The sequence below is a fragment of the Halomonas sp. S3-1-1 genome, from assembly GCF_023757625.1.
In the GTDB taxonomy this organism is placed as follows: Bacteria; Pseudomonadota; Gammaproteobacteria; order Pseudomonadales; family Halomonadaceae; genus Vreelandella.
In genome coordinates this window covers 90,406-109,930 of record NZ_JALGBZ010000006.1, presented here as the reverse complement: position 1 = coordinate 109,930, position 19,525 = coordinate 90,406, and the positions used below count along the sequence as shown (strand labels likewise).

Annotated in this window: 18 protein-coding genes; 8 read left to right on the top strand and 10 right to left on the bottom strand. The window is 60.4% G+C overall.

What is annotated here, in order from left to right; all coding sequences use genetic code 11:
- The first annotated feature begins 2 nt into the window (after positions 1-2).
- The 5 genes from MQW23_RS16380 (at position 3) to sthA (ending at position 4,544) form a co-directional block, all read left to right on the top strand.
- The gene (locus MQW23_RS16380) at positions 3-671 is read left to right on the top strand and encodes an NADH:ubiquinone reductase (Na(+)-transporting) subunit D (protein WP_252109279.1); all 669 of its coding nucleotides are present in this window, start codon (positions 3-5) and stop codon (positions 669-671) included.
- Position 672: 1 nt separating this feature from the next.
- Positions 673-1,290, top strand: coding sequence for an NADH:ubiquinone reductase (Na(+)-transporting) subunit E (nqrE, locus tag MQW23_RS16375; RefSeq protein WP_252109278.1), 618 nt, complete (start codon positions 673-675; stop codon positions 1,288-1,290).
- A gap of 61 nt (positions 1,291-1,351) precedes the next feature.
- Complete coding sequence (gene nqrF / locus MQW23_RS16370) at positions 1,352-2,584, top strand: NADH:ubiquinone reductase (Na(+)-transporting) subunit F (RefSeq protein ID WP_252109277.1); 1,233 nt, start codon at positions 1,352-1,354, stop codon at positions 2,582-2,584.
- A gap of 242 nt (positions 2,585-2,826) precedes the next feature.
- Entirely contained in the window at positions 2,827-3,081 is a 255-nt protein-coding gene (gene nqrM, locus MQW23_RS16365; RefSeq protein WP_252109276.1) for a (Na+)-NQR maturation NqrM, read from the top strand.
- Positions 3,082-3,152: 71 nt separating this feature from the next.
- Positions 3,153-4,544: a Si-specific NAD(P)(+) transhydrogenase gene (sthA, locus tag MQW23_RS16360; protein ID WP_252109275.1), complete on the top strand. Its 1,392-nt coding sequence runs from the start codon at positions 3,153-3,155 to the stop codon at positions 4,542-4,544.
- Between the two features lie 61 nt (positions 4,545-4,605).
- On the opposite strand, the gene MQW23_RS16355 is transcribed toward sthA, so the two are convergent.
- The 5 genes from MQW23_RS16355 to leuS form a co-directional block, all read right to left on the bottom strand.
- A complete protein-coding gene (locus tag MQW23_RS16355) occupies positions 4,606-5,532 on the bottom strand; it encodes a PA2778 family cysteine peptidase (RefSeq protein WP_252109274.1) in 927 nt (308 codons plus the stop codon).
- Positions 5,533-5,539: 7 nt separating this feature from the next.
- On the bottom strand, positions 5,540-5,938 hold the full coding sequence (locus tag MQW23_RS16350) for a PA2779 family protein (protein WP_252109273.1): 399 nt from the start codon (positions 5,936-5,938) through the stop codon (positions 5,540-5,542).
- An 80-nt stretch (positions 5,939-6,018) separates the two neighbouring features.
- A complete protein-coding gene (gene holA, locus MQW23_RS16345) occupies positions 6,019-7,080 on the bottom strand; it encodes a DNA polymerase III subunit delta (RefSeq protein WP_252109272.1) in 1,062 nt (353 codons plus the stop codon).
- A complete protein-coding gene (locus MQW23_RS16340; protein ID WP_252109271.1) occupies positions 7,077-7,583 on the bottom strand; it encodes an LPS-assembly lipoprotein LptE in 507 nt (168 codons plus the stop codon). The genes holA and MQW23_RS16340 overlap by 4 nt, the downstream gene beginning before the upstream one ends.
- A complete protein-coding gene (leuS, locus tag MQW23_RS16335; protein WP_252109270.1) occupies positions 7,580-10,165 on the bottom strand; it encodes a leucine--tRNA ligase in 2,586 nt (861 codons plus the stop codon). The genes MQW23_RS16340 and leuS overlap by 4 nt, the downstream gene beginning before the upstream one ends.
- 183 nt (positions 10,166-10,348) lie before the next feature.
- Here leuS and MQW23_RS16330 point away from each other — a divergent pair, with 183 nt between their 5' ends.
- Entirely contained in the window at positions 10,349-10,867 is a 519-nt protein-coding gene (locus MQW23_RS16330; RefSeq protein ID WP_252109269.1) for a zinc ribbon-containing protein, read from the top strand.
- A gap of 21 nt (positions 10,868-10,888) precedes the next feature.
- On the opposite strand, the gene MQW23_RS16325 is transcribed toward MQW23_RS16330, so the two are convergent.
- Complete coding sequence (locus MQW23_RS16325) at positions 10,889-12,202, bottom strand: hypothetical protein (RefSeq protein WP_252109268.1); 1,314 nt, start codon at positions 12,200-12,202, stop codon at positions 10,889-10,891.
- A gap of 201 nt (positions 12,203-12,403) precedes the next feature.
- On the opposite strand from MQW23_RS16325, the gene MQW23_RS16320 reads away from it, so the two are divergent.
- Positions 12,404-12,820, top strand: a complete 417-nt coding sequence (locus MQW23_RS16320) for a GFA family protein (RefSeq protein ID WP_252109267.1) — start codon at positions 12,404-12,406, stop codon at positions 12,818-12,820.
- A gap of 83 nt (positions 12,821-12,903) precedes the next feature.
- Positions 12,904-13,362: a hypothetical protein gene (locus tag MQW23_RS16315; RefSeq protein WP_252109266.1), complete on the top strand. Its 459-nt coding sequence runs from the start codon at positions 12,904-12,906 to the stop codon at positions 13,360-13,362.
- A 147-nt stretch (positions 13,363-13,509) separates the two neighbouring features.
- Here MQW23_RS16315 and MQW23_RS16310 read toward each other — a convergent pair whose 3' ends face one another.
- The 4 genes from MQW23_RS16310 to pgaA are packed head-to-tail and all read right to left on the bottom strand — an operon-like array spanning position 13,510 to position 19,508.
- On the bottom strand, positions 13,510-13,893 hold the full coding sequence (locus MQW23_RS16310; protein WP_252109265.1) for a PgaD family protein: 384 nt from the start codon (positions 13,891-13,893) through the stop codon (positions 13,510-13,512).
- Positions 13,859-15,133 carry a poly-beta-1,6-N-acetyl-D-glucosamine synthase gene (pgaC, locus tag MQW23_RS16305; RefSeq protein ID WP_252109264.1) on the bottom strand — a complete coding sequence of 425 codons (1,275 nt, stop codon included), beginning with the start codon at positions 15,131-15,133 and terminating at the stop codon, positions 13,859-13,861. The genes MQW23_RS16310 and pgaC overlap by 35 nt, the downstream gene beginning before the upstream one ends.
- Positions 15,130-17,082 (bottom strand): poly-beta-1,6-N-acetyl-D-glucosamine N-deacetylase PgaB, encoded by a 1,953-nt coding sequence (gene pgaB, locus MQW23_RS16300; protein ID WP_252109263.1) that lies wholly within the window; start codon positions 17,080-17,082, stop codon positions 15,130-15,132. Before pgaB ends, pgaC begins: the two co-directional genes overlap by 4 nt.
- Positions 17,082-19,508, bottom strand: coding sequence for a poly-beta-1,6 N-acetyl-D-glucosamine export porin PgaA (gene pgaA, locus MQW23_RS16295; RefSeq protein ID WP_252109262.1), 2,427 nt, complete (start codon positions 19,506-19,508; stop codon positions 17,082-17,084). The genes pgaB and pgaA overlap by 1 nt, the downstream gene beginning before the upstream one ends.
- Between the last annotated feature and the right edge of the window lie 17 nt (positions 19,509-19,525).

Below are 19,525 nucleotides of genomic sequence, written 5' to 3'. Positions count from 1 at the left end.
TCATGGCGGATGTAAATGCAAAGGGCGTGTTGACCGCGCCCATATTCCAGAACAACCCCATCGCACTGCAAATTCTGGGGATCTGCTCGGCGCTGGCGGTCACTACCAGCATGAGCGTATCGCTGGTCATGGCGTTGGCGGTTATCTTCGTTACCTCGCTTTCGAATCTGTTCGTCTCGCTGATTCGTAATCACATCCCCTCCGCGATCCGGATCATCGTGCAGATGACGATCATCGCGTCGCTGGTCATCGTGGTCGATCAGATCCTCAAAGCCTACGCCTACGAGATGTCCAAGCAGCTCTCGGTGTTCGTTGGTCTGATCATCACCAACTGCATCGTGATGGGCCGCGCCGAAGGCTTCGCCATGTCCAACACGCCGGGCATGTCGTTTCTCGACGGTATTGGTAATGGCTTGGGTTACGGCTTCGTGCTGATGGTCGTGGGTTTCTTCCGCGAGCTTCTGGGTGCTGGCAGCGTGTTCGGTTTCACCGTGTTGCCGACCGTACAAGATGGGGGCTGGTATATCGGTAACGGCTTGCTGCTGCTGCCGCCGTCCGCGTTCTTCATCATCGGTCTTTTGATCTGGGTACTGCGCTCGATCAACCCGGAGCAGGTCGAGGAGAACGAGTTCAAGATGAAGGAAAACACCAAGCCGAAGGAGGCCGTGTAACATGGAACACTATCTAAGCCTTTTCGTCGCTTCGGTGTTCGTCGAAAACATGGCACTCGCTTTCTTTTTGGGCATGTGTACGTTTTTGGCGGTTTCGAAGAAGGTCTCCTCGGCCATTGGTCTGGGTATTGCGGTCATCGTCGTACTGACCGTCACCGTGCCGGTCAACAATCTGGTCTACACCTACCTGCTTCAGGAAGGCGCGCTGACCTGGACCGGTATTAGCGGTGCCGAGAACATCGACCTGTCGTTTTTGGGTCTGCTCTCTTATATTGGCGTCATCGCCGCACTGGTTCAGATCATGGAGATGTTTCTGGACAAGTACGTACCGTCGCTCTACAACGCGCTGGGCGTTTTCCTGCCGCTGATTACCGTAAACTGCGCCATCCTCGGTGGCGTCCTGTTCATGGTCGAGCGTAACTACAACTTCGGTGAGGCCGTGGTGTATGGCTTCGGCGCCGGTACCGGCTGGGCGTTGGCGATCGCCGCGCTTGCGGGTATCCGCGAAAAGCTGAAGTACAGCGACGTTCCCGGCGGCCTGCAGGGTCTGGGTATTACGTTCATCACCGTTGGCTTGATGTCCCTGGGCTTCATGTCCTTCTCAGGCATTCAGCTTTAATCGGCCGGTGACCTCGGCGGCGCCTCGTCGTCGAGGTCACCCTCAGCAATAGGAAACCGACATGGTTGATACATCCATCATCTTGCTCGGTGTTGTCATGTTCACGGTCATCGTCATCAGCTTGACGGCGATCATTCTGGCAGCGCGCAGCAAGCTCGTGAGTAGCGGGGACGTGACGATTGAAGTCAACGACGACCCCGAGAACACCCTGAAGACCCAGGCCGGCGGCAAGCTTTTGAACACTCTGGCGGCCAACGGCATTTTCCTCTCTTCCGCCTGTGGCGGCGGCGGCTCCTGCGCGCAGTGCAAATGTCGCGTGGAAGAGGGCGGTGGCTCGATTCTGCCGACCGAAGAGTCGCACTTCACCATGCGCGAGAAGAAGGAAGGCTGGCGTTTGTCCTGCCAGGTGCCGGTCAAGCAGGACATGAAGATCGAAGTACCCGAGGAAGTGTTCGGCGTCAAGAAGTGGGAGTGCGAAGTCACCGCGAACCCCAACGTTGCGACCTTCATCAAGGAGCTGAACCTGAAGCTTCCCGAAGGCGAAGAAGTAGCCTTCCGCGCCGGTGGCTACGTGCAGTTGGTGGCTCCGCCTTACGATATCAAGTTCTCGGATTTCGATATCGAAGAGGAGTATCGCGGCGACTGGGAGCAGTTCAATCTGTTCGACGTTCGGCACAAGAACAACGAAGAGGTCATCCGCGCCTACTCGATGGCGAACTACCCGGAAGAGAAAGGCCTTCTCAAGTTCAACATCCGTATCGCGACGCCGCCGCCCAAATCGGACCACCCGCCGGGCTTGATGTCGACCTACGTCTTCAGCTTAAAAGAGGGCGATAAGGTGGAAGTCATGGGGCCGTTTGGTGAGTTCTTTGCCAAGGACACCGACGCCGAAATGATTTTCATCGGCGGCGGTGCCGGCATGGCGCCGATGCGCAGCCATATCTTCGATCAGCTGAAGCGTTTGAAGACCGATCGTAAAATTTCGTTTTGGTACGGCGCGCGCTCCTGGCGCGAAACGTTCTACAACGAGGAGTACGATCAGCTGGCCGAGGAGTTCCCGAACTTCGAATGGCACCTGGCGCTTTCCGATCCGCTACCGGAAGATAACTGGGAAGGGGCAACGGGCTTCATTCATAACGTGCTCTACGAAGAGTACCTGAAGGATCACCCGGCGCCGGAGGACTGCGAGTACTACATGTGCGGTCCGCCCATGATGAACGCCTCGGTTATCAAGCTTCTGCTCGATATGGGCGTCGAGCCTGAGAACATCATGCTGGACGACTTCGGCGGTTAATAAGTCGATGTACGCAGAGCGGGGCTGGCCATGGGCCGGCCCCGCTCATTTTGTACCGTCTACACGCCCGCTTCTATCAGCTAGGTTCAACCAAGTGTCAGTAAAAGGCCTACCGCCTGATCATACCCCGCATTTACGGTATAATGAGGCCGTACACCTTGAGTAACGACGAACTAAAGCCCTCGAGGCACTTTTGCTTATCGCAACTGTCTCGAGAGCAGGTAACGTCCCAGGAGGTTTCAATGGCTATTTGGCTACTGGTATTTGGTTTCATGGCGCTGATCATGACCGCGATGGCGGTTGGCGTGCTGGTTGGGCGCAAGCCCATTGCAGGCTCCTGCGGTGGCTTGAATCAGATCGGCATGAAGGACGGCTGCGATATTTGCGGCGGAAAGGACAAGGTTTGCGAGGAAGAGAACCGCAAGCGCGGTAGCTTACGTCGTGCAAGCGACGAGAGCCGCGGCGCGGATCTTGGCTACGACGCTACGCGGCGCTAAGCGATACGCAAGAGATATGATCGCACACGTGTTAGCGTGCGCGACAATGGGATCGAGGAGACGCAGACGGTATGGCGGTTCACAATTACGATGTCGTGGTGATCGGGACGGGCCCCGCAGGTGAGAGCGCGGCCATCAACGCGGCAAAGAACGATCAGCGCGTGGCCATCATCGAAAAGCAGCCCCAAGTTGGCGGAAACTGCACCCACTGGGGGACCATCCCCTCCAAGGCGCTGCGTCATCAGGTCAAGCAGATCATGGCGTTCAATACTAACCGCATGTTTCGCGACATCGGCGAGCCGCGCATGTTCTCCTACCCACGCGTCATGGAGCGCTCCCGCGATACCATCGATAAACAGGTCGAAATGCGTACCACCTTTTACGCGCGTAACCGCATCGACCTGATTCACGGCACCGCGCGCTTCAAGGATGAGCACACGCTCATCGTGCGCGACCGACAGGAAGGCGTCGAGGAACTGGTGGCGAAGAAGTTCGTGATCGCGACCGGCTCGCGCCCGTATCGCCCGGGTGACATCGACTTTAGCCATCCGCGCATCTACTGCTCCGACACTATTCTTGCCATGGCGCACACGCCGCGCACCATGGTGATTTTCGGCGCCGGCGTCATTGGCTGCGAGTACGCGTCGATCTTCTCCGGGCTCGGTATCAAGGTCGACCTGATCAACAGTCGCGATAGTTTGCTGTCGTTTTTGGACGACGAGATCAGCGATGCGCTGTCGTACCATCTGCGAAAGCACGGCGTGCTGATTCGTCATAACGAGGAGTACGACCGGGTCGAGCCCGACGAGTCCGGCGTCGTAGTGTACCTGAAATCTGGCAAGAAGATTCGCGCCGACGCGTTCTTGTGGGCCAACGGGCGCACCGGTAATACCGACTCGCTGGGCCTCGAGAATATCGGGCTACAACCCAACGGCCGCGGCCAGCTCAGTGTGGACGACCACTACCGCACCGAGCTTCCGCATATTCACGCCGCCGGGGATGTAATCGGCTGGCCGAGCCTGGCCAGTGCCGCCTACGATCAGGGCCTGAACTCGAGTAACGAGCTGCTCGACAAGGAGTATCGCTTCGTCACCGATATTCCGACCGGCATTTACACCATCCCTGAAATCAGCTCCTTTGGACCCAACGAGCGCGAGCTGACCGAGGCGAAGGTGCCCTACGAAGTGGGCAAGGCGTTTTTCAAGGACACCGCCCGGGCGCAGATTACCGGCGATACCGTCGGCATGCTCAAGATTTTGTTCCATCAGGATACGCTGGAGATTCTTGGCATTCACTGCTTCGGTGACCAGGCCTCGGAAATTCTTCACATCGGTCAGGCGATCATGCAACAGGACGGCGAGGCGAATACGCTGCGCTACTTCGTGAGCACGACCTTTAACTACCCGACCATGGCTGAAGCCTATCGGGTGGCGGCGCAAAACGGATTGAATCGGGTGTTTTGATTAAACGCCTGTTATCGAAAAGGGCCCGCTGGGCCCTTTTTCGTTTTGGTGGGTGGCGGCGTCAGTCGTTCAACAGCTCGCTGGCCCGCGCCTGCCAAGGGCCCTCCAACCGCGCGGCGCGGCGCAGCGCCGCTTGTGAGGCCTGGCTTTCGTTATCGAGCGCCAACAGCAGCCCGAGATTTAGCCACGCCGCGCCCAGCTCCGGGTCGGCGCGGGTGGCGGCATCAAACGCGTGCCGGGCGCTGCCCGATTCGCCTTCGGCGTAAAAGGCGTTACCCAGCGCGAACCAGGCTAGGCCACTTTCAGGATAGCGCTCGACCAGCGCCTGCCAGCTGGGAAGCGCCGCACCCGCGCCATTGAGTGCCTCGAACGCGCTAATGGCGTTCAGCGCGCCGCGCGCCGAGACATCGACGGGCAGCTCTCCCGGCGCCTTGACCACGAATCCCCAGCGCTCGCTGCGCGCCCAGGTCGCGTCGAAACGGCTGAAAGCGAGCGAATGACGCTCGAGTTCACCGCTTCGCAGAAGCATCCGCTCGTTGGACAGGTCATAGCCGATCGCGACCGCGTAGTGCCACAGCGGGTAAACAGGAAGCGCCAGGTTCTGCATCACCACTACCGGCTCATTCGCGTCCAGGTGGCGCAGTAGCGCATCCAGGGTCGGGCGGATCACATAGGGGATCAAGTCGTGACGGCGGACGCTGGCGAGCATTTCCGGCTGAAGGCTGCCTTCGCGGCCAGGCAAATACACCTCGCGAATCAGTGTCTCCATGCGTATGTCAACGCCCTGGTGGTTGAGCACCATGGCCAGACTCGCCGGGCCGCACTGGTAGTCGCTCTGGGCAAAGAAGGGCACATCGACAAGCTCGATGCGGGGCGTGATGTTTTGATACGTACTTTCGAGCAGCACCGGGCTTCTCGCGCAGCCAGCGAGCCAAAGAGCGAGTACAAAAACGCCCGCAGTGCGGGCGTAGTAAGCAAGACGTTGCATTAGAGGCTTAGCGCGTGAACGGATAGACGTCGGTGAGGCCGAGAATATCGGTGATCAACAGGATGATGAACACGGCAAACAGCGCGCCGACCACGCCGCTGGCGCCGGCAGGAAGCTCGTCCAAACGCTGAGCCATCTCTTTAGCTTCGCTGTCGCTAAGCGCGGCCACGCGGGCCTGAACCTCGACCGGATCGACGCCCTGGCTTACAAGAGCCTGCTGGACATCGGCGCGGGCGAGCACGTCGCTGATACGCTGACGCTCGGCGCCGGCTTCGTCGCTGGCGAGCACCGACTGCGTGGAGATCAGGGCGCGGTCAGAGGCGTCGACGGAGGCCATGACCGGAAGGCTGGTGACAACCAGCGCCAGAATCAGCAGGGCAGACAGCGTAGCACGCAGGGTTTTCATGTTCTTCGATCCTTTAACAGTAGCGTTGAGCGCTTTTTTTAATGATGTTCGGTGTGAAAGCGTCACGCGCAGGCGGCGGACTAAACCCCAATGCGGTAGGTCCACGGGGTTTCGGCGAGTATACCTTTCGCGCCGCCCATCGTCATCGCCAAATCGTGAAGGCCCGGCCACAGAGGCACGCCACTGGCACCCTTGACTGCAAGATCCAGCCGTTGGGCCATCAGCAGAAGCTTGTGCAGACGTTTCATCGGCAGGCGGCTAATCGCCTTTTGATAGGCTGGGCGGCGCTTGTCGAAAATCATCGGCTTTTGCGTTTTGCAGGCGTGCTCGAAACTTTGTCCCTGATCCAAGTGCTGGTGCAGTGATAAAAGCGTTCGAAGCTCACGGGTCAGTGCCCAAAGCACGATAGGCGCTTCTACGCCTTCGCTTTTGAGCCCGGTAACGATACGGGAGACGCGCTGAGGCTCGCCTTTTAGACACGCATCGGCCAAGTTGAAGACATCGAAGCGGGCGCTATCCTCGACGCCTACGGCGATGCTATCTACATTGAGCCGCGTATTCGGCGGGTGGATCAGCGCGAGCTTTTGAAGCTCCTGGTCGGCGGCGAGCAAGTTACCCTCGGTGCGCTCGCCAAGAAGGCGCGCGGCGTCCAAATCGATCTGCACGCCGTGAAGCCCGGCGCGGTCACGCAGCCAATAGCCAAGCCGGGAGGCGTCCACCGGCCACACCGGTACGAACAGGCCGTGCTTGTCGAGCGCCTTGAACCAGGCGCTTTTCTGCTGTTTGGCGTCGAGCTTGCCCATGCTGATCAGCAGGATATCGTCGCTTTGCTCCATCAGCTCGGCGTACTGGGCGAGCGCCTTCGCGCCCTCCTGGCCGAGCTTCTGATGGCCAAGGCGCAGCTCCAAAAGCTTGCTGGTGGCGAACAGCGACAGGTTGCTGGCGGTTTCTAGAAGCCGCCCCCAGGCAAAGTTGGGCTCGACATCAAGCACTTCGCGCTCTTCGATACCTGCGGCGCGCGCAGCCAAACGCACCGCGTCGCAAGCGTCACGGTGCTGAAGCGGCTCGTCGCCGGCGACGATCACCGCCCGAGGCAATTTTTTGGCGAGCTGGCCGCCAAGCTGGTCGGCAAAGACCTTCAAGGCGTCGCCTCGAGCGTCGCCAGGCGCTCGACAATGCGCTGGGCAAGCTGACGCGATAGCGTTTGTTTCGCCTCGTCCAGCAGCAATTCGCGGTTCAAAAGATCGTCCTCGTTGATGCGAAGGCGCGTGGCCGTCGAGACGCTATGGTTATTGAGCGCGTAGGCGCCGTTTTCACGCCGCTGCACCGAAAGCGTCACGCGCATGGTCAGCTCGTGGTCGCGGTTGGCGCGGCCTTCGCTTCCCAGCGCCCGGTTCTCGACCACCGGTGTGCCCAGGGTGACCCGCCAGGGGGCGTCGCGGGCCACGTCGGTGCCCTGACGGATGAGCAGGGTTTCGAGCTCGCGGGCAAGCGATGTGGACGTATCGCCTTCAAGACTCAGTGGCGGCAGGCTGGTCAATGTGCCTTCACGGCGCAGCCGAAAGCCGCAGCCTGCCAGTAGCGCCGCCGACGCGGCGACGCCCCCCAAAGCGAGTAAACGTCGGCGCGTATAAAGTGTGCTCATCCGCCCACCACGATGTTGACCAGCTTACCCGGGACCACGATGACTTTGCGCACCGTTTGGCCCTCGAGGTGGCGCTGTACGTTGTCATTCTCCATCGCCAGACGCTCGATGGAGGCTTTATCCGCATCCGCCGGTACCTCGAGACGGGCGCGCAATTTGCCGTTGACCTGCACCACGAGCTCGAGACTGTCGCGGGTCAGCGCCGCTTCGTCCACCGCGGGCCAGGTCGCCTCGATCGCCGGCTCCTGGTGGCCCAGCGCCTGCCAGAGCGTATGGCACAGGTGCGGGGTGATCGGCGAGAGAATCAGCACGCAGGCCTCGAGCGCTTCGCGCGCCACGGCCAAGCCTTGGCCTGCGGTTGCATCGAACTTGCCGACGGCGTTGGAAAGCTCCATCACCGCGGCGATGGCGGTGTTGAAGGTGGTGCGCCGGCCGATATCGTCGCTCGCCTTTTTGATTGTCTCGTGGATCTTACGCCGCAGGGCTTTCTCGTCGTCATTGAGCGAGCCCTTATCGAGCGGCTGGGGCTCGCCGGACTCCAAGTGCTCGCTGACCTGGCGCCAGATGCGCTTCAAAAAGCGGTGCGCGCCTTCGACGCCGGAGTCGGACCACTCGAGTGACTGCTCTGGCGGGGCGGCGAACATCATGAACAGACGCACCGTGTCGGCGCCGAAGCGGTCGATCATCGACTGCGGGTCGACGCCGTTGTTTTTCGACTTGGACATCTTCTCGATGCCGCCCATCTCGACCGGCTCGCCGTCGCTCATCAGCACCGCGCTGATCGGGCGGCCCTTGTCGTCGCGCGTCACCTCGACGTCCGCCGGGTTGAACCACTGCTTGCCGCCGTTATCGAGCGTGCGGTAGTAGGTCTCGGCGATCACCATGCCTTGGGTCAGAAGCTGCTGGAACGGCTCATCACTCTCGACCAAACCGAAATCGCGCATCAGTTTGTGGAAGAAGCGCGCGTAAAGCAGGTGCAAAATCGCGTGTTCGATGCCGCCAATGTAGAGATCCACCGGCAGCCAGTAGTTGGCGCGCTCGTCGAGCATCGCCTCATGGTTATCGGCACAGGCGAAGCGGGCGAAGTACCAGGAGGACTCCATGAAGGTGTCGAAGGTGTCGGTTTCCCGCGTCCAGCCATCGCCCAGGTCATAAAATTCCGGCATTTTCTTGAGCGGCGAGCCCGAAGCGTCGACGGTGACCTCCATGGGAAGCTCGACGGGTAGCTCATCGTCGGTAAGCGCCACGGTCTGGCCTTCAGGGCCGTACTTGACCGGAATCGGCGCGCCCCAGTAGCGCTGGCGGGCCACGCCCCAGTCGCGAATACGGAAGTTGGTTTTGGTCTCGCCGCGGCCAAGCTCGGCAAGTTTGCCGGCAATCGCGTCAAAAGCGGCCTCGAATTCGAGCCCGTCGAACTCGCCGGAGTTGATCAGCGTGCCGTGCTCGACAAAGGCTTGCTGGCTTAGATCCGGGGTGTTGCCGTTTTCATCGGCAATCACCGGCTTGATCTCGACACCGTATTTAGTGGCAAACTCCCAGTCGCGCTGGTCGTGGGCCGGTACGGCCATGACCGCGCCGGTACCGAACTCCATGAGCACGAAGTTGGCAACGAAAACTGGTACGCGCTCGCCGGTGATCGGGTGCACGGCCTGGTGGCCGGTGGCCATGCCGAGCTTCTCCTTGGTTGCCATCTCGGCTTCCGAGGTGCCGCCTTTGGCGCACTCCTCGCAAAACGTCGCAAGCTCCGCGTTGTTTGCGGCGGCCGCTTTGGCAAGCGGGTGGCCGGCGGCAACTGCCACGTAGGTCACGCCCATCAGCGTGTCCGGGCGGGTGGTGTAAACCGACAGCGGCTCACACGCCTCGCCGCCCTGGGCTTCGATATCGAAGCTAAGCTCGACGCCCCTGGACTTGCCGATCCAGTTGCGCTGCATGGTCTTGACCTGCTCGGGCCATTCGACCTTGTCCAAATCCGCCAGCAGTTCGTCGGCGTAGTCGGTGATCTTCAAAAACCACAGCGGAATTTCCTTACGCTCGACGAGCGCCCCGGAGCGCCAGCCGCGGCCTTCGATCACCTGCTCGTTGGCCAGCACCGTTTGATCGACCGGGTCCCAGTTGACCGTGGACATCTTCTTGTAGACCAGGCCCTTTTCGATCAGCTTGCCAAAGAACCACTGCTCCCAGCGGTAGTAGCTCGAGTCGCAGGTGGCGAATTCGCGGCTCCAGTCGTAGGCAAACCCAAGCGCCTTGAGCTGGGTGCGCATATAATCGATATTCTGGTAGGTCCATTCACCCGGCGGTACCTGGTTTTGAATGGCGGCGTTTTCCGCCGGCATGCCGAAGGCGTCCCAGCCCATGGGCTGCATGACGTTTTTGCCCTGCATCCGATGAAAGCGCGAGACCACATCGCCAATGGTGTAGTTGCGCACATGGCCCATGTGGAGCTTACCGCTAGGGTAGGGGAACATGGAAAGACAGTAGAACTTTTCGCGATTGGCGTCTTCTACCGCCTTGAAGCACTGGTTCTTGTCCCAGTACTGCTGGGCGTCACGTTCGATCTCGCGAGGGCTATAATGTGCATCCATCGGTTTTTTCAATGCCTTGGCGTAGTTCGCCCGACTCGGGCGCGGTATGAATGAGAATGACGGCTGTCAGATCAGTAGTGCCGATTGTATCCTATGCTGGTGTAACCTTGAACGGTTAGCCGGCGATAGCGGCCAGGCAGTCGAGCGCGGTATTTAAAGCGGTACCAAGAAAGGAGAACATCCATGGAACGAGATAACGACCACCGTTTACGCGAAGGCTACGAGCGTCTTTTAGAGCGCATGAAAAATGGCGCGGGCGAATTAACCTGGACGAACCTGCAAAAGGATCTGGACGACGCCGTCGCTTTCGAAGCCGAGTTCGAGGAGTACACCAAGGACGAGCTGGCGCTGTTGCGCGCCTGGGTCGAGCGCGACTTGAAAGACATGCGCAACTACATGGCGGACTCCGGCAAGCAGGTGGCCCAGTGGCTGGGGATCGACGTCGATACCCTATCGCGGCGAGTGGTGGAATCGCTTCTATCCATCGCCGATCGCAGCGTGGTCGAGCGCGAGCGCTTCGAGGATGACCTGGAAGCCGCCCGGGCGGACTACTGCGAAGGCGAAATGGCCGCGCCCGGGCTCATGGCCTGCGTGCACTGTGACACCCAAGTGATGCTCGAGCGCGTCTCGCGTATCGAACCTTGCCACCAGTGCGGCCACCGCTACTTCTACCGTTTCCCCACGAAAATCGTCGAAACCTGATACTCGGCTCGAAAGCCTGGCTCAGTGTCCTGATGCTCCAATGCCTGCGATCGCCGCAAGCGAAAGCAGGCTCATGACCGCCGCGTACGTCAGGTTATCGCGCATCATCTGATAGCCGCTGATCCCGTAACGCCCCTGAAGCGACAGATTGATGCCGGAAAGCGGCCCGACACTGGTGCCTACCGCCCAGCCGCTGAGCGCCACGAAGGCGAACAGCGTCTGCTCGTTGGCGTCGAGATTCAATACCGAGGCCAGTATCGACACGCCGATGATCGGGTGAAGCCCGATCAGTGCGCTTATCGTAATGGCAGCGAAACTGACCATCGCCTGAACGATCCCGAAGTGCTGGAAAAGCGTCCAGTCCTCACCCGCCGCTGCGCTGACCAGCGTCGAAAGCCCAATGGTCAAAAGCCCCGCCGCCAGAAATAGTGAAAGCTCGCCGCGCATCGCGGGTAAGCGATTGAAAGCGTGCTGGCGAATCCGCCTGGCCGTGAATACCGACCCTTCGCGTAGATTCGCCACCACCGCCACCGCGGGAATCAGAAAGGTAATAATGCTGACGATCGAAAGTGCCGGCGTTAGCACGAAGTGAAACAGCATGACGCCCAGGGCCATGCCCAGCGGCATGAACAGGCTTTTAGGCGACAGCGAGAACCCATCGACCTCGCGCAAATCGAAGCGCCGATTAAGCTCGATGGTAGTGATTACCCCGGAGAGCATCGCAATCGGAAAGCCCACCAGCGCGATCTGGCTATACTCGACCGCCGGTGCCAAGGCGATCACCACGCCCATCGAGGCGAAAAATGGCGACCAAAGTGCAGCGCTCGATAGACCGCGGTTCAGTGCCAGAAACTGAGGCGCGGTGAGCGGCGCACGCCGCGCGATCCGGTCGCCCACCATGAAAATCGTTGAGAGATTCAAAATCGTACCGAGAAAATGCACCCCAAGCCAAGTGCGCAGTACGCCCCCGCTGCCGGTGAGCCGCTTGCCCGCCGCGGGCCGGTTGCCCTGGCGCCCCACCAGCGAAATAAAGCTCACGCCGATCAGCATCGCGACCACGAATACGTTGCCTTCGAGCACGTGCGGCCAATCAATGGGTGCGTCATACACCAGGTGGGCGACCAAAAGCATCGAAGCGCCCGCCGCGATCAGCACGCCCGCCTGAATCCGCGAGCGGCGTGGAATATCGTTCCATAGCAGCACCACCGCCGCCCACAGCAGGTAGCTCACCAGCGGATGGGTATCGATCCAGGGCGTGAAGCCGGCGATTTGCGCCGCCAAACCCGAAAGCGCCAGCGTTCCTGCCAAGCGCCGCCGCGCGGTGGTTCTGTCCATGAAGACTCCTTTAAAACGTGACTCGCAGGCTAATCAAATCGGCCTGTAAAGACCAGCGCGGTCTGCCGCTTGGCAAAAAGGTGGCGCCCGCGTTTAACGGCTATCCTTTGATTATCGTTAAGAAACTTGCGTACCATCGAGTGTCGGTAACGGCTGGCTGTTTTAACAGCAATTTTTCAATAACAACGAAGGGAGAGTTTCATGGAAACATTGTCAGAGCATCAGGGCCGCTGCGTTTGCGGCGCCGTTAGCATCACCGCCTGTCCGGAAAGCCTGAACGTCGACGTGTGCCACTGCGCTACGTGCCGTCAGTGGAGCGGGGGGCCGCTGATGGTGGCCAGCTGCGGTACCCACGTCGATTTCAAAGGGGAAGAGCGGATCTCGACGTTCGCTTCTTCCGAGTGGGCGCAGCGCGGCTTCTGCAACGGCTGCGGTACGCACCTGTTCTTTCGCCTCAATGAGTCCGGCGAGTATCTGGTTCCGGTTGGGCTTTTACAGGACGGCGCCGCATGGCGGCTCAAAAGCCAGGTCTTCATCGACCAGAAGCCGGCGTTCTACTCGTTTTGTGAACGAACCCACGACCTGACCGGCGAAGAGCTTTTTGCCACTCACGCCTGAGGCAAGCGAGAAGATGCAAGGGTTGGTCGCTTTTCAGGATGGTTTTCTCGGGGCCGGGAAGCTCCATCAATGAGGGCGTTCTTGTGAACACGTTTCGCCCGCAACGTTTGAGCTCAGCTCAACGAATAGCCGGCGCGATCATTGCGCTGGTGGGGCTGATCACGCTTTTACTGGGTCTGCTGATGGGCTATGCGCTTATCGGTGAGCTGGGCAAGCCGCTTTCGGACGGGGCGCTGAACCTTGCCATATTCTTCGCCCTGTTGACCGGGCTCGGCACGATCGCGCTGGCCGCCGGCTGGGGGCTGGCGCGAGGAAAGCGCCAGAGGCCTTGCGAGGTGTGGGTGCCTTGGCAGGCGCTGATACTTGCCGGGGTGCTGATCACGGCCGCGATGCTTGACTTTATGGGCCACGCCCTTTGGCACGATAGCCCAATGGGGGGAGCCGCGGCCAAAGGGATTAGCATGTTGACGGGGCTGGGGCTTGCGTTTTTGGTGTCCGGTTTTTATCGGCGCAAAAAGCGCGGACGTAACCTGTTTCGTTAACTCACTGTCTGGAGGGGGCGCCTGGGTAAAACGCTTGAAAGCGGTACGTTCTCCCGATCAACGGAGCGTTGGCAATGGCCCTAAAGAAAAACGCCCGGACGATGCAAGTCGACCCGGACGTTTTACGTAGTACTTTTTTGAAAACGATTAGCGAACCGCTTCCTTCTCCGGCTTAAAGATCGTGCCCAGATCGGTCGAGAAGGGCGCGGCATACTCATTCTCGATTAACGGGGTAGCCGCGGCGCGCTCGGCGCGACGTAGAAGATTTTTGTAGAGGTAGCGGTTGTACATCGCCCAAAAGTGAAAGGTCAAAAACGTGACGATGAAGCCCACCGCCAGCAGCTTAAGCATCGTCGAGCTGTAGAGCTGTTCGATGATGGCGTCCTCAACGGTGTAGAACGTATGCAGCCTTGAAAGCACCACCAGCCACAAGCCGAGCGTTGCCAGCGCCATCACGGTATCGCGCGTGCGATACTGCCAGCATTTTTGGCAAGGGTTATCGATGATCACGGGCATCAGCTTGTTGCTCATTGAAGGGCTCTCCTCTGTCGGGGCTTTGCCAGGTGGCTAGCCGTCCTTTTTGGCGCGTCATCGCTTTGGGGAAGGCGATGATCACGGTGACCAGGTTGAGGATCCAGTACGCGAAGGGGTACCAGATGCTCCAGTAAACGCATTTGAGAATGTCGCGGTCGTAGCGGCTATCGATGTAAAAACTCACCGAAAACTGAATGAAGCTGATGAAGATCAGGATGCTGCTGAAGTAGGAGAGCACGCTGCCGGTCACCGGCCATTCACCCGGCGTCAGCGCCTTGCCGACCAACCATGCAACGATCAGTGCAAGCACCGAGTAGCACCACACGACACTGACGATGTATTCGAGCATCAAAATCCAGAAGCGGCGGTTCTTCCAGCGCATGGTCTGGGTGAAGTAGCGCAGAAACACTTCGCCACCGCCCTGGGCCCAGCGCAGGCGTTGCTTGAAAAGCCCACGCAGGGTTTCCGGCATCAGCACCCAGCACATGGCGCGGGGCTCGTAGCGTACCTGGCCGCCGTCGAGCTGAAGACGCCAGCTGACGTCGATGTCCTCGGTAATCATGTCGGTGCTCCAGCCGCCGATCTTCTCGATCGCTTGGCGGCGAAACGCGCAGATAACGCCAGAGATGGTGAACACCATGCCGTAGATGCGCTGGGCGCGTTTGATCAAGCCGATGATCGCCGAGAACTCGCCGGTTTGAATCTTGCCGATTGCCGTCGAGCGGGTTCTCACCCGGGGGTTGCCGGTGACGCCGCTCACCCGAGGGCTTGCGACGAAGTGGCTGACCATGAAGCCAACGGCGTCGTAATCGAGAATCGCGTCGCCATCGATACCCACGATGATGTCGCCGCTGGCGTGAGCCAGTCCGTTGTTCATGGCGCTGGCCTTGCCCTGGTTGAGCTGATCCAGCACCGTCAGTTTGGGGTAGCGCGCGGCGAGCGCCTGCAGGCGAGCCAGCGTATCGTCGCGGCTACCGTCGTTGATCGCCACGACGTCCATGTTCGGGTAGTTCTGCTTGAACAGGTGCTGCACCGTCTCGTCGACGTTCAAGCCCTCGTTGTAGCAGGGCAGCAGTACCGTCACCGCCGGCGCTGTTGGGTCGAACTGAAACGGGGTTGTCTTTGGCTGCTTGCGCTCCCAGTGCAGGTAGAAATAAACGCCGCCGCATATCCAGATGGTGGCCATGACGCTTGGATAGCCAAGCGTAAACGTCGCTAAAAGGTCGAGTAGGTTCATGGCAGTTTTCTAAAGCGTTGGCCCTGGGAAAAGTACGGTCTAATCACGTCGATGTTGGGATGGTTCTCATGGAAATCGTCCGGGTAGTAGCCAATGTGTTGGATACCTTCCTCTCGTAGAATGCGGATCCACTCGGCGATCTCTTCACTCGGGATCGGTGTCTGGGTACGCCAATCCTGGGTTTGAAGCTCGAACACCAACTGCTGGGCGCTAACGCTTGCAAGCGATCGCCGTGCAAGCTCTCTTAGCCAGCCGTCAGGGTCGTCGTCCGCCTCTTCCATGTAGGGCATCGCCATGACCGCCACGTAGTCGTAGGCGCGAGCGAAGCCCTCGGGGCTTTGCGAAAACCACTGCTGGCTTTCCGGGTTCATGATCGTGGTCGCGTAAATGTTGCGCGAGCTGGTGAACGCCTTGTTGTCCGACTGGCGGTAGTAGTTGGCCGAGTTAAAAAGATCCTGGGTGAAGTCCGCCAGGTACTGCTCCTTGAAGTCGGTCCAGCGGGTTATCAAAGCGTCCTGCTGGAGCGCGTCGATGTCACCGGGCAGGCCGGCGTTTTGATAGGCGCTAAGCGCTGCCGGACTTGCGTCTTCGTGGTCGGTCAGGAAAGCGTCGTCGTGGAAGAGCACGCCGTCGAACTTGGTCATGCGCCCCAGATCTTCGTAAATCTCGTTGATGATGCGACGGTTGTCGGCATCGAAAGGGGTAAGCCTGCGGTAGTGCTCCGGCGCCTCGCCCCCGGTACGGTCGTTGAGAACGTAGCGATGGTCGTCACCGAGGTCAAAGGAGAGTACCGGCATCCAGGCGTACACTTTCACACCGGCGCGCTTTTTGAGCTGCCAGGACACGCGGTTGAACAGATCGGCACGTACCGGCAGATGGCGGTTGGGAAAGTAAAGCTCGTTGGCGACGCCGTCACCGTCCGGGTCGGCGAAAGCCTGGAGGTAAACCGTGGTGATACCGTAGCTGTAGATACGCTGAATCAAGCGATCCAGGTTTTGCTCCTGCTGAGCCGGGTCCGGATCAAAAACGTAGTCCAGATCCACATGTACGATGCGCAGGGACTCTTTCTCCCACACGTTGTTGGCGAGAATCTCGCCCAGGGTTTCCAGGCTGGTCTCCTGATCGATCAGGTAGCGGTGAATGCTTGCAAGCGACTCGCCGGAGCGGTTGGGCGAGCTCAAAAGGCTGAAGGTGTAGCGCATGCCCACCTCGGCGGCCAGATCAAGAGACGCCTGGCTGTAGGCGCCGTAGGGCCAAACCATCATGCGCGGCTCGCGCTCCAAGTGCTCTTCGAACTGCTCATGGGTGCGGGCCATGTCTTCGCGAATGCGCGCGGTATAGGCGGCTTCGCTTTCGTATCCGGTCTGACGGTTCCAGATTGTGGTGACCGCCGCACCTTGTTCGTTTCCTTGGGGGTTGCCAATCACGCCCTGGTGAAGATCGAAGGTGTGCGAGGCGATCTCGACCAGCGGCGACTCGTCGAGCTCGCGCACTTGGTCCCAACTCAAAAAGCGGCTGCGGGGCAGGGTGATACTGCCGTAGGGCACCTGGCCGCCGGCGGGCACGTCGAGCCAGCTGCCCACCACGGCCTGCACGGCGGGGAAGCCGTAGAGTTTCAACAGCGGAAAGACGATGTCGTAAAAGCTTGAGTAACCGTCATCGAAAGTAAGCAGCACCGCCTTGTCTGGCAGCGGTTCGCCGCCGTTACGAGCATCGAGGATCTGCTGGAAGCTGACCGGCTGATAGCCTTCGGCATCGATCAAGTTGAAGTGCTCGACCAGCCGGGCGCGGGTGATGGTCTGGGGGTAGATCGGCAGATTCGGCGTGACCTGACGGTCGACCACGTCGTGATAGCTGATGACAACGAAATCGTCAGGGGTGCGTTCGGCGTGAGCCTGAACGCTCAACAAGAGCAACACCAGTCCGGTAATGAGCGTGCGCCAGTGCATTACAAGAATCTCCAGATAAAGCCAGCGGTGAAGGTGTTGTCGTATTCCGGAATGCCGTCATACACCGCGCGCTCGCGGGTGATGCCGTATTCGAGACTGAAGCTCGGTGCGAGCTCGAAGCGATGGCCGTAGCCGATCGACCAGGTGTTCTCGTCATCGAACGCTTTTTGCCAGTAGCGTCCGGCGCCGAGCGACAGCGTTTGAATGAAGCTTTGGCGGTAGTCCAGCGGGATTTCATAGTTAACCGACAGGACGCCGGCCAGGTTCGCGTCACGCTCGGGGTTGAAGTAGCTCGCCTCGACCTCGTCGTTGGCCGACGCCGCGATTTGGGCCTCGCCGTTCACCTGCCAGCGGTCCAGATGATAAAGCGTCTCGCGCCAGTAGCCGTAGGCCGAGCGGCGCAGGTTGCCGTCATCGAAATCCACCGCCGAGACGCCAAGCGCTCCAGCGCCACGCTCGTCACGGTAAAGGGCGATTTCGCCGCGGTAGCGGTCGGCGCTAACGCCGTCGTTGAGGGCGCGAAGCGGGGTATCGATGGTGTTGTGCTCCGCCGCGACGGTGGCCGTCACGTGATCGCTAACGGCGTATCTGAGCTCGGCCTGGGCCAGGAAGTCATTGCCCAGCTGAGCGCCGTGGCCTGCCGACAGCACGACCGTTACCGGGTGCAAATTGAGCTCGTAGCCTGCAACGGTGGTGGCTGCACGCAGATCCTGGTCGTCGAACTCGCCGTACTGATTGGTTTGAGTGATGAACGGGCGCGACCCTTGAGCATTGCGCGGGCCGTCCAGGCGCACTTCAGAGCGCCACTCTTTGGAGGCCTGGGTGCTCACGCCTTCGCCGCTACTACGAGTAAACGTGGCGCTTAGCTGCGGGGCACGGGCTTCGCGCCACTCGCGAGCCAGCTCATCGCGGGACGGGCTGGGGCGGGCCTGGGCCACCTCACGGGCGATTGCCTCTGTCGTTCCGGCCCACTGGCCGCGCTGAAGCCGTGCCAACAGCACGCCGTGCTCGGCCTGATAGCGCTGATCCGGCGCAAGCATGGGCTCGGCGCTTTGGTAAGTGGCCTCGGCTTGGCGCGGCAAGCCTCGAATACGCTCGAGATCGCCTTGGGTGATCGTCAGGTAGGGGTCGCCAGGCGCCTGGTCCTGATAGGCCGCCAGCCGCTCGCTTGCTTCCCCCATCCGACCGCGCCAGGCCGTCAGCAGCACCTCGAGCAGCAGCACCTTTTGGTAGTTGGCGTTGGGAAGTTGCGTGGTGCGGGTAAAGTCCCAGCGATACTCCGGCTCCTGAGTTAGCCAGCTCTGTAACAGCCGGTCGGCTTCCTTGAAGCGCTGCGCATCGGTGTAGCTAAAGAAAAGCCCTTCGTTGAGCGGGTCGTCCGGGTTGATCGCCATTGCCGGCGAGCGCGCGATGAGCCCACGATATAGCGTGGTGGCCTCATCGGGTTGGCCAAGACCGCCCAGTGCCTGGGCGCGGGCGCGCAGCACGTAGTCGGGCAGGGTGCCGTTTTGGAGCTCAAGGCGTTTGGATAGCGCTTCGGCTTCACTAAAATGTCGAAGCTCGGCAAGCGCTACTACCTTGTCGTACTCGGCCAGCGTCTTGAGCTGATCGGGAAGCTCGGCGTTAGCAAGCACGGTTTCGAGCTGCGTGAGTCCGCTTGCGGTACGTGACGGCGTGTCGGTATGAATCCCCAAGCGAATGTCGGTGACCGCTTCGTAGTAGGCCAGCCAAAGCCGGTCGCTGGCACTGAAGACGTCCGGATTCTGACTCATCAGATCGCGGGCCGCGCTACTCGCTCCCAAACCTACCGCCAATCGGTAAATCGCCTGCAGCTCGCTTGTATTGTTCGGGTCGCGCTCGATCAGCGACTGGCGCGCGGCGAGCTCCTGGGTGGCGTTTTGCGTGCGCGAGGCAAGATAGCCGCGCGCCTCCAACCCTTGTGCCGTCGTACCCGCGACCTGCTCGTAGTTCTCGAGGTTGATTTGGGCTTGGGGGTAGCGCTCCAGGTCGGTATTGACCAGCGCTTGGCCCAGATACCCTTGCCCGTTTTGCGGGTCGCGCCGCGCCAGCGTCTGATAGAATGCCAGCGCCTGCTCATAGGCCTGCACGCGCCGCGCCGCGCCGCCCAGGTTTTCGAGTTCATTGGGTCGGTACTGCTCCAAAGAGCAGCCGGCGCAAACGGCCAGCGCCTCGTCGAAGCGTTCGGCGCGTAGTAGAAGCGCGATCAAATCGGCGCGCACCCACTCATCGCCGGTCTGTCGATAGAGCGTTTCGAGGCCGCTGATCGAGGAGGTCAGATTGCCCTCCCGTGCGTCAAGAACCAGTGCTTCACGGGTGAGATCCGTGGTGCTTTGGGCATGAGCCGCTCCCGCCATCAGGCTTGCGAGCAGGCCAATGGGCCAAAAGCGGCGAAGAGGGCTTTGCATGGGGGTATCCTGCACAG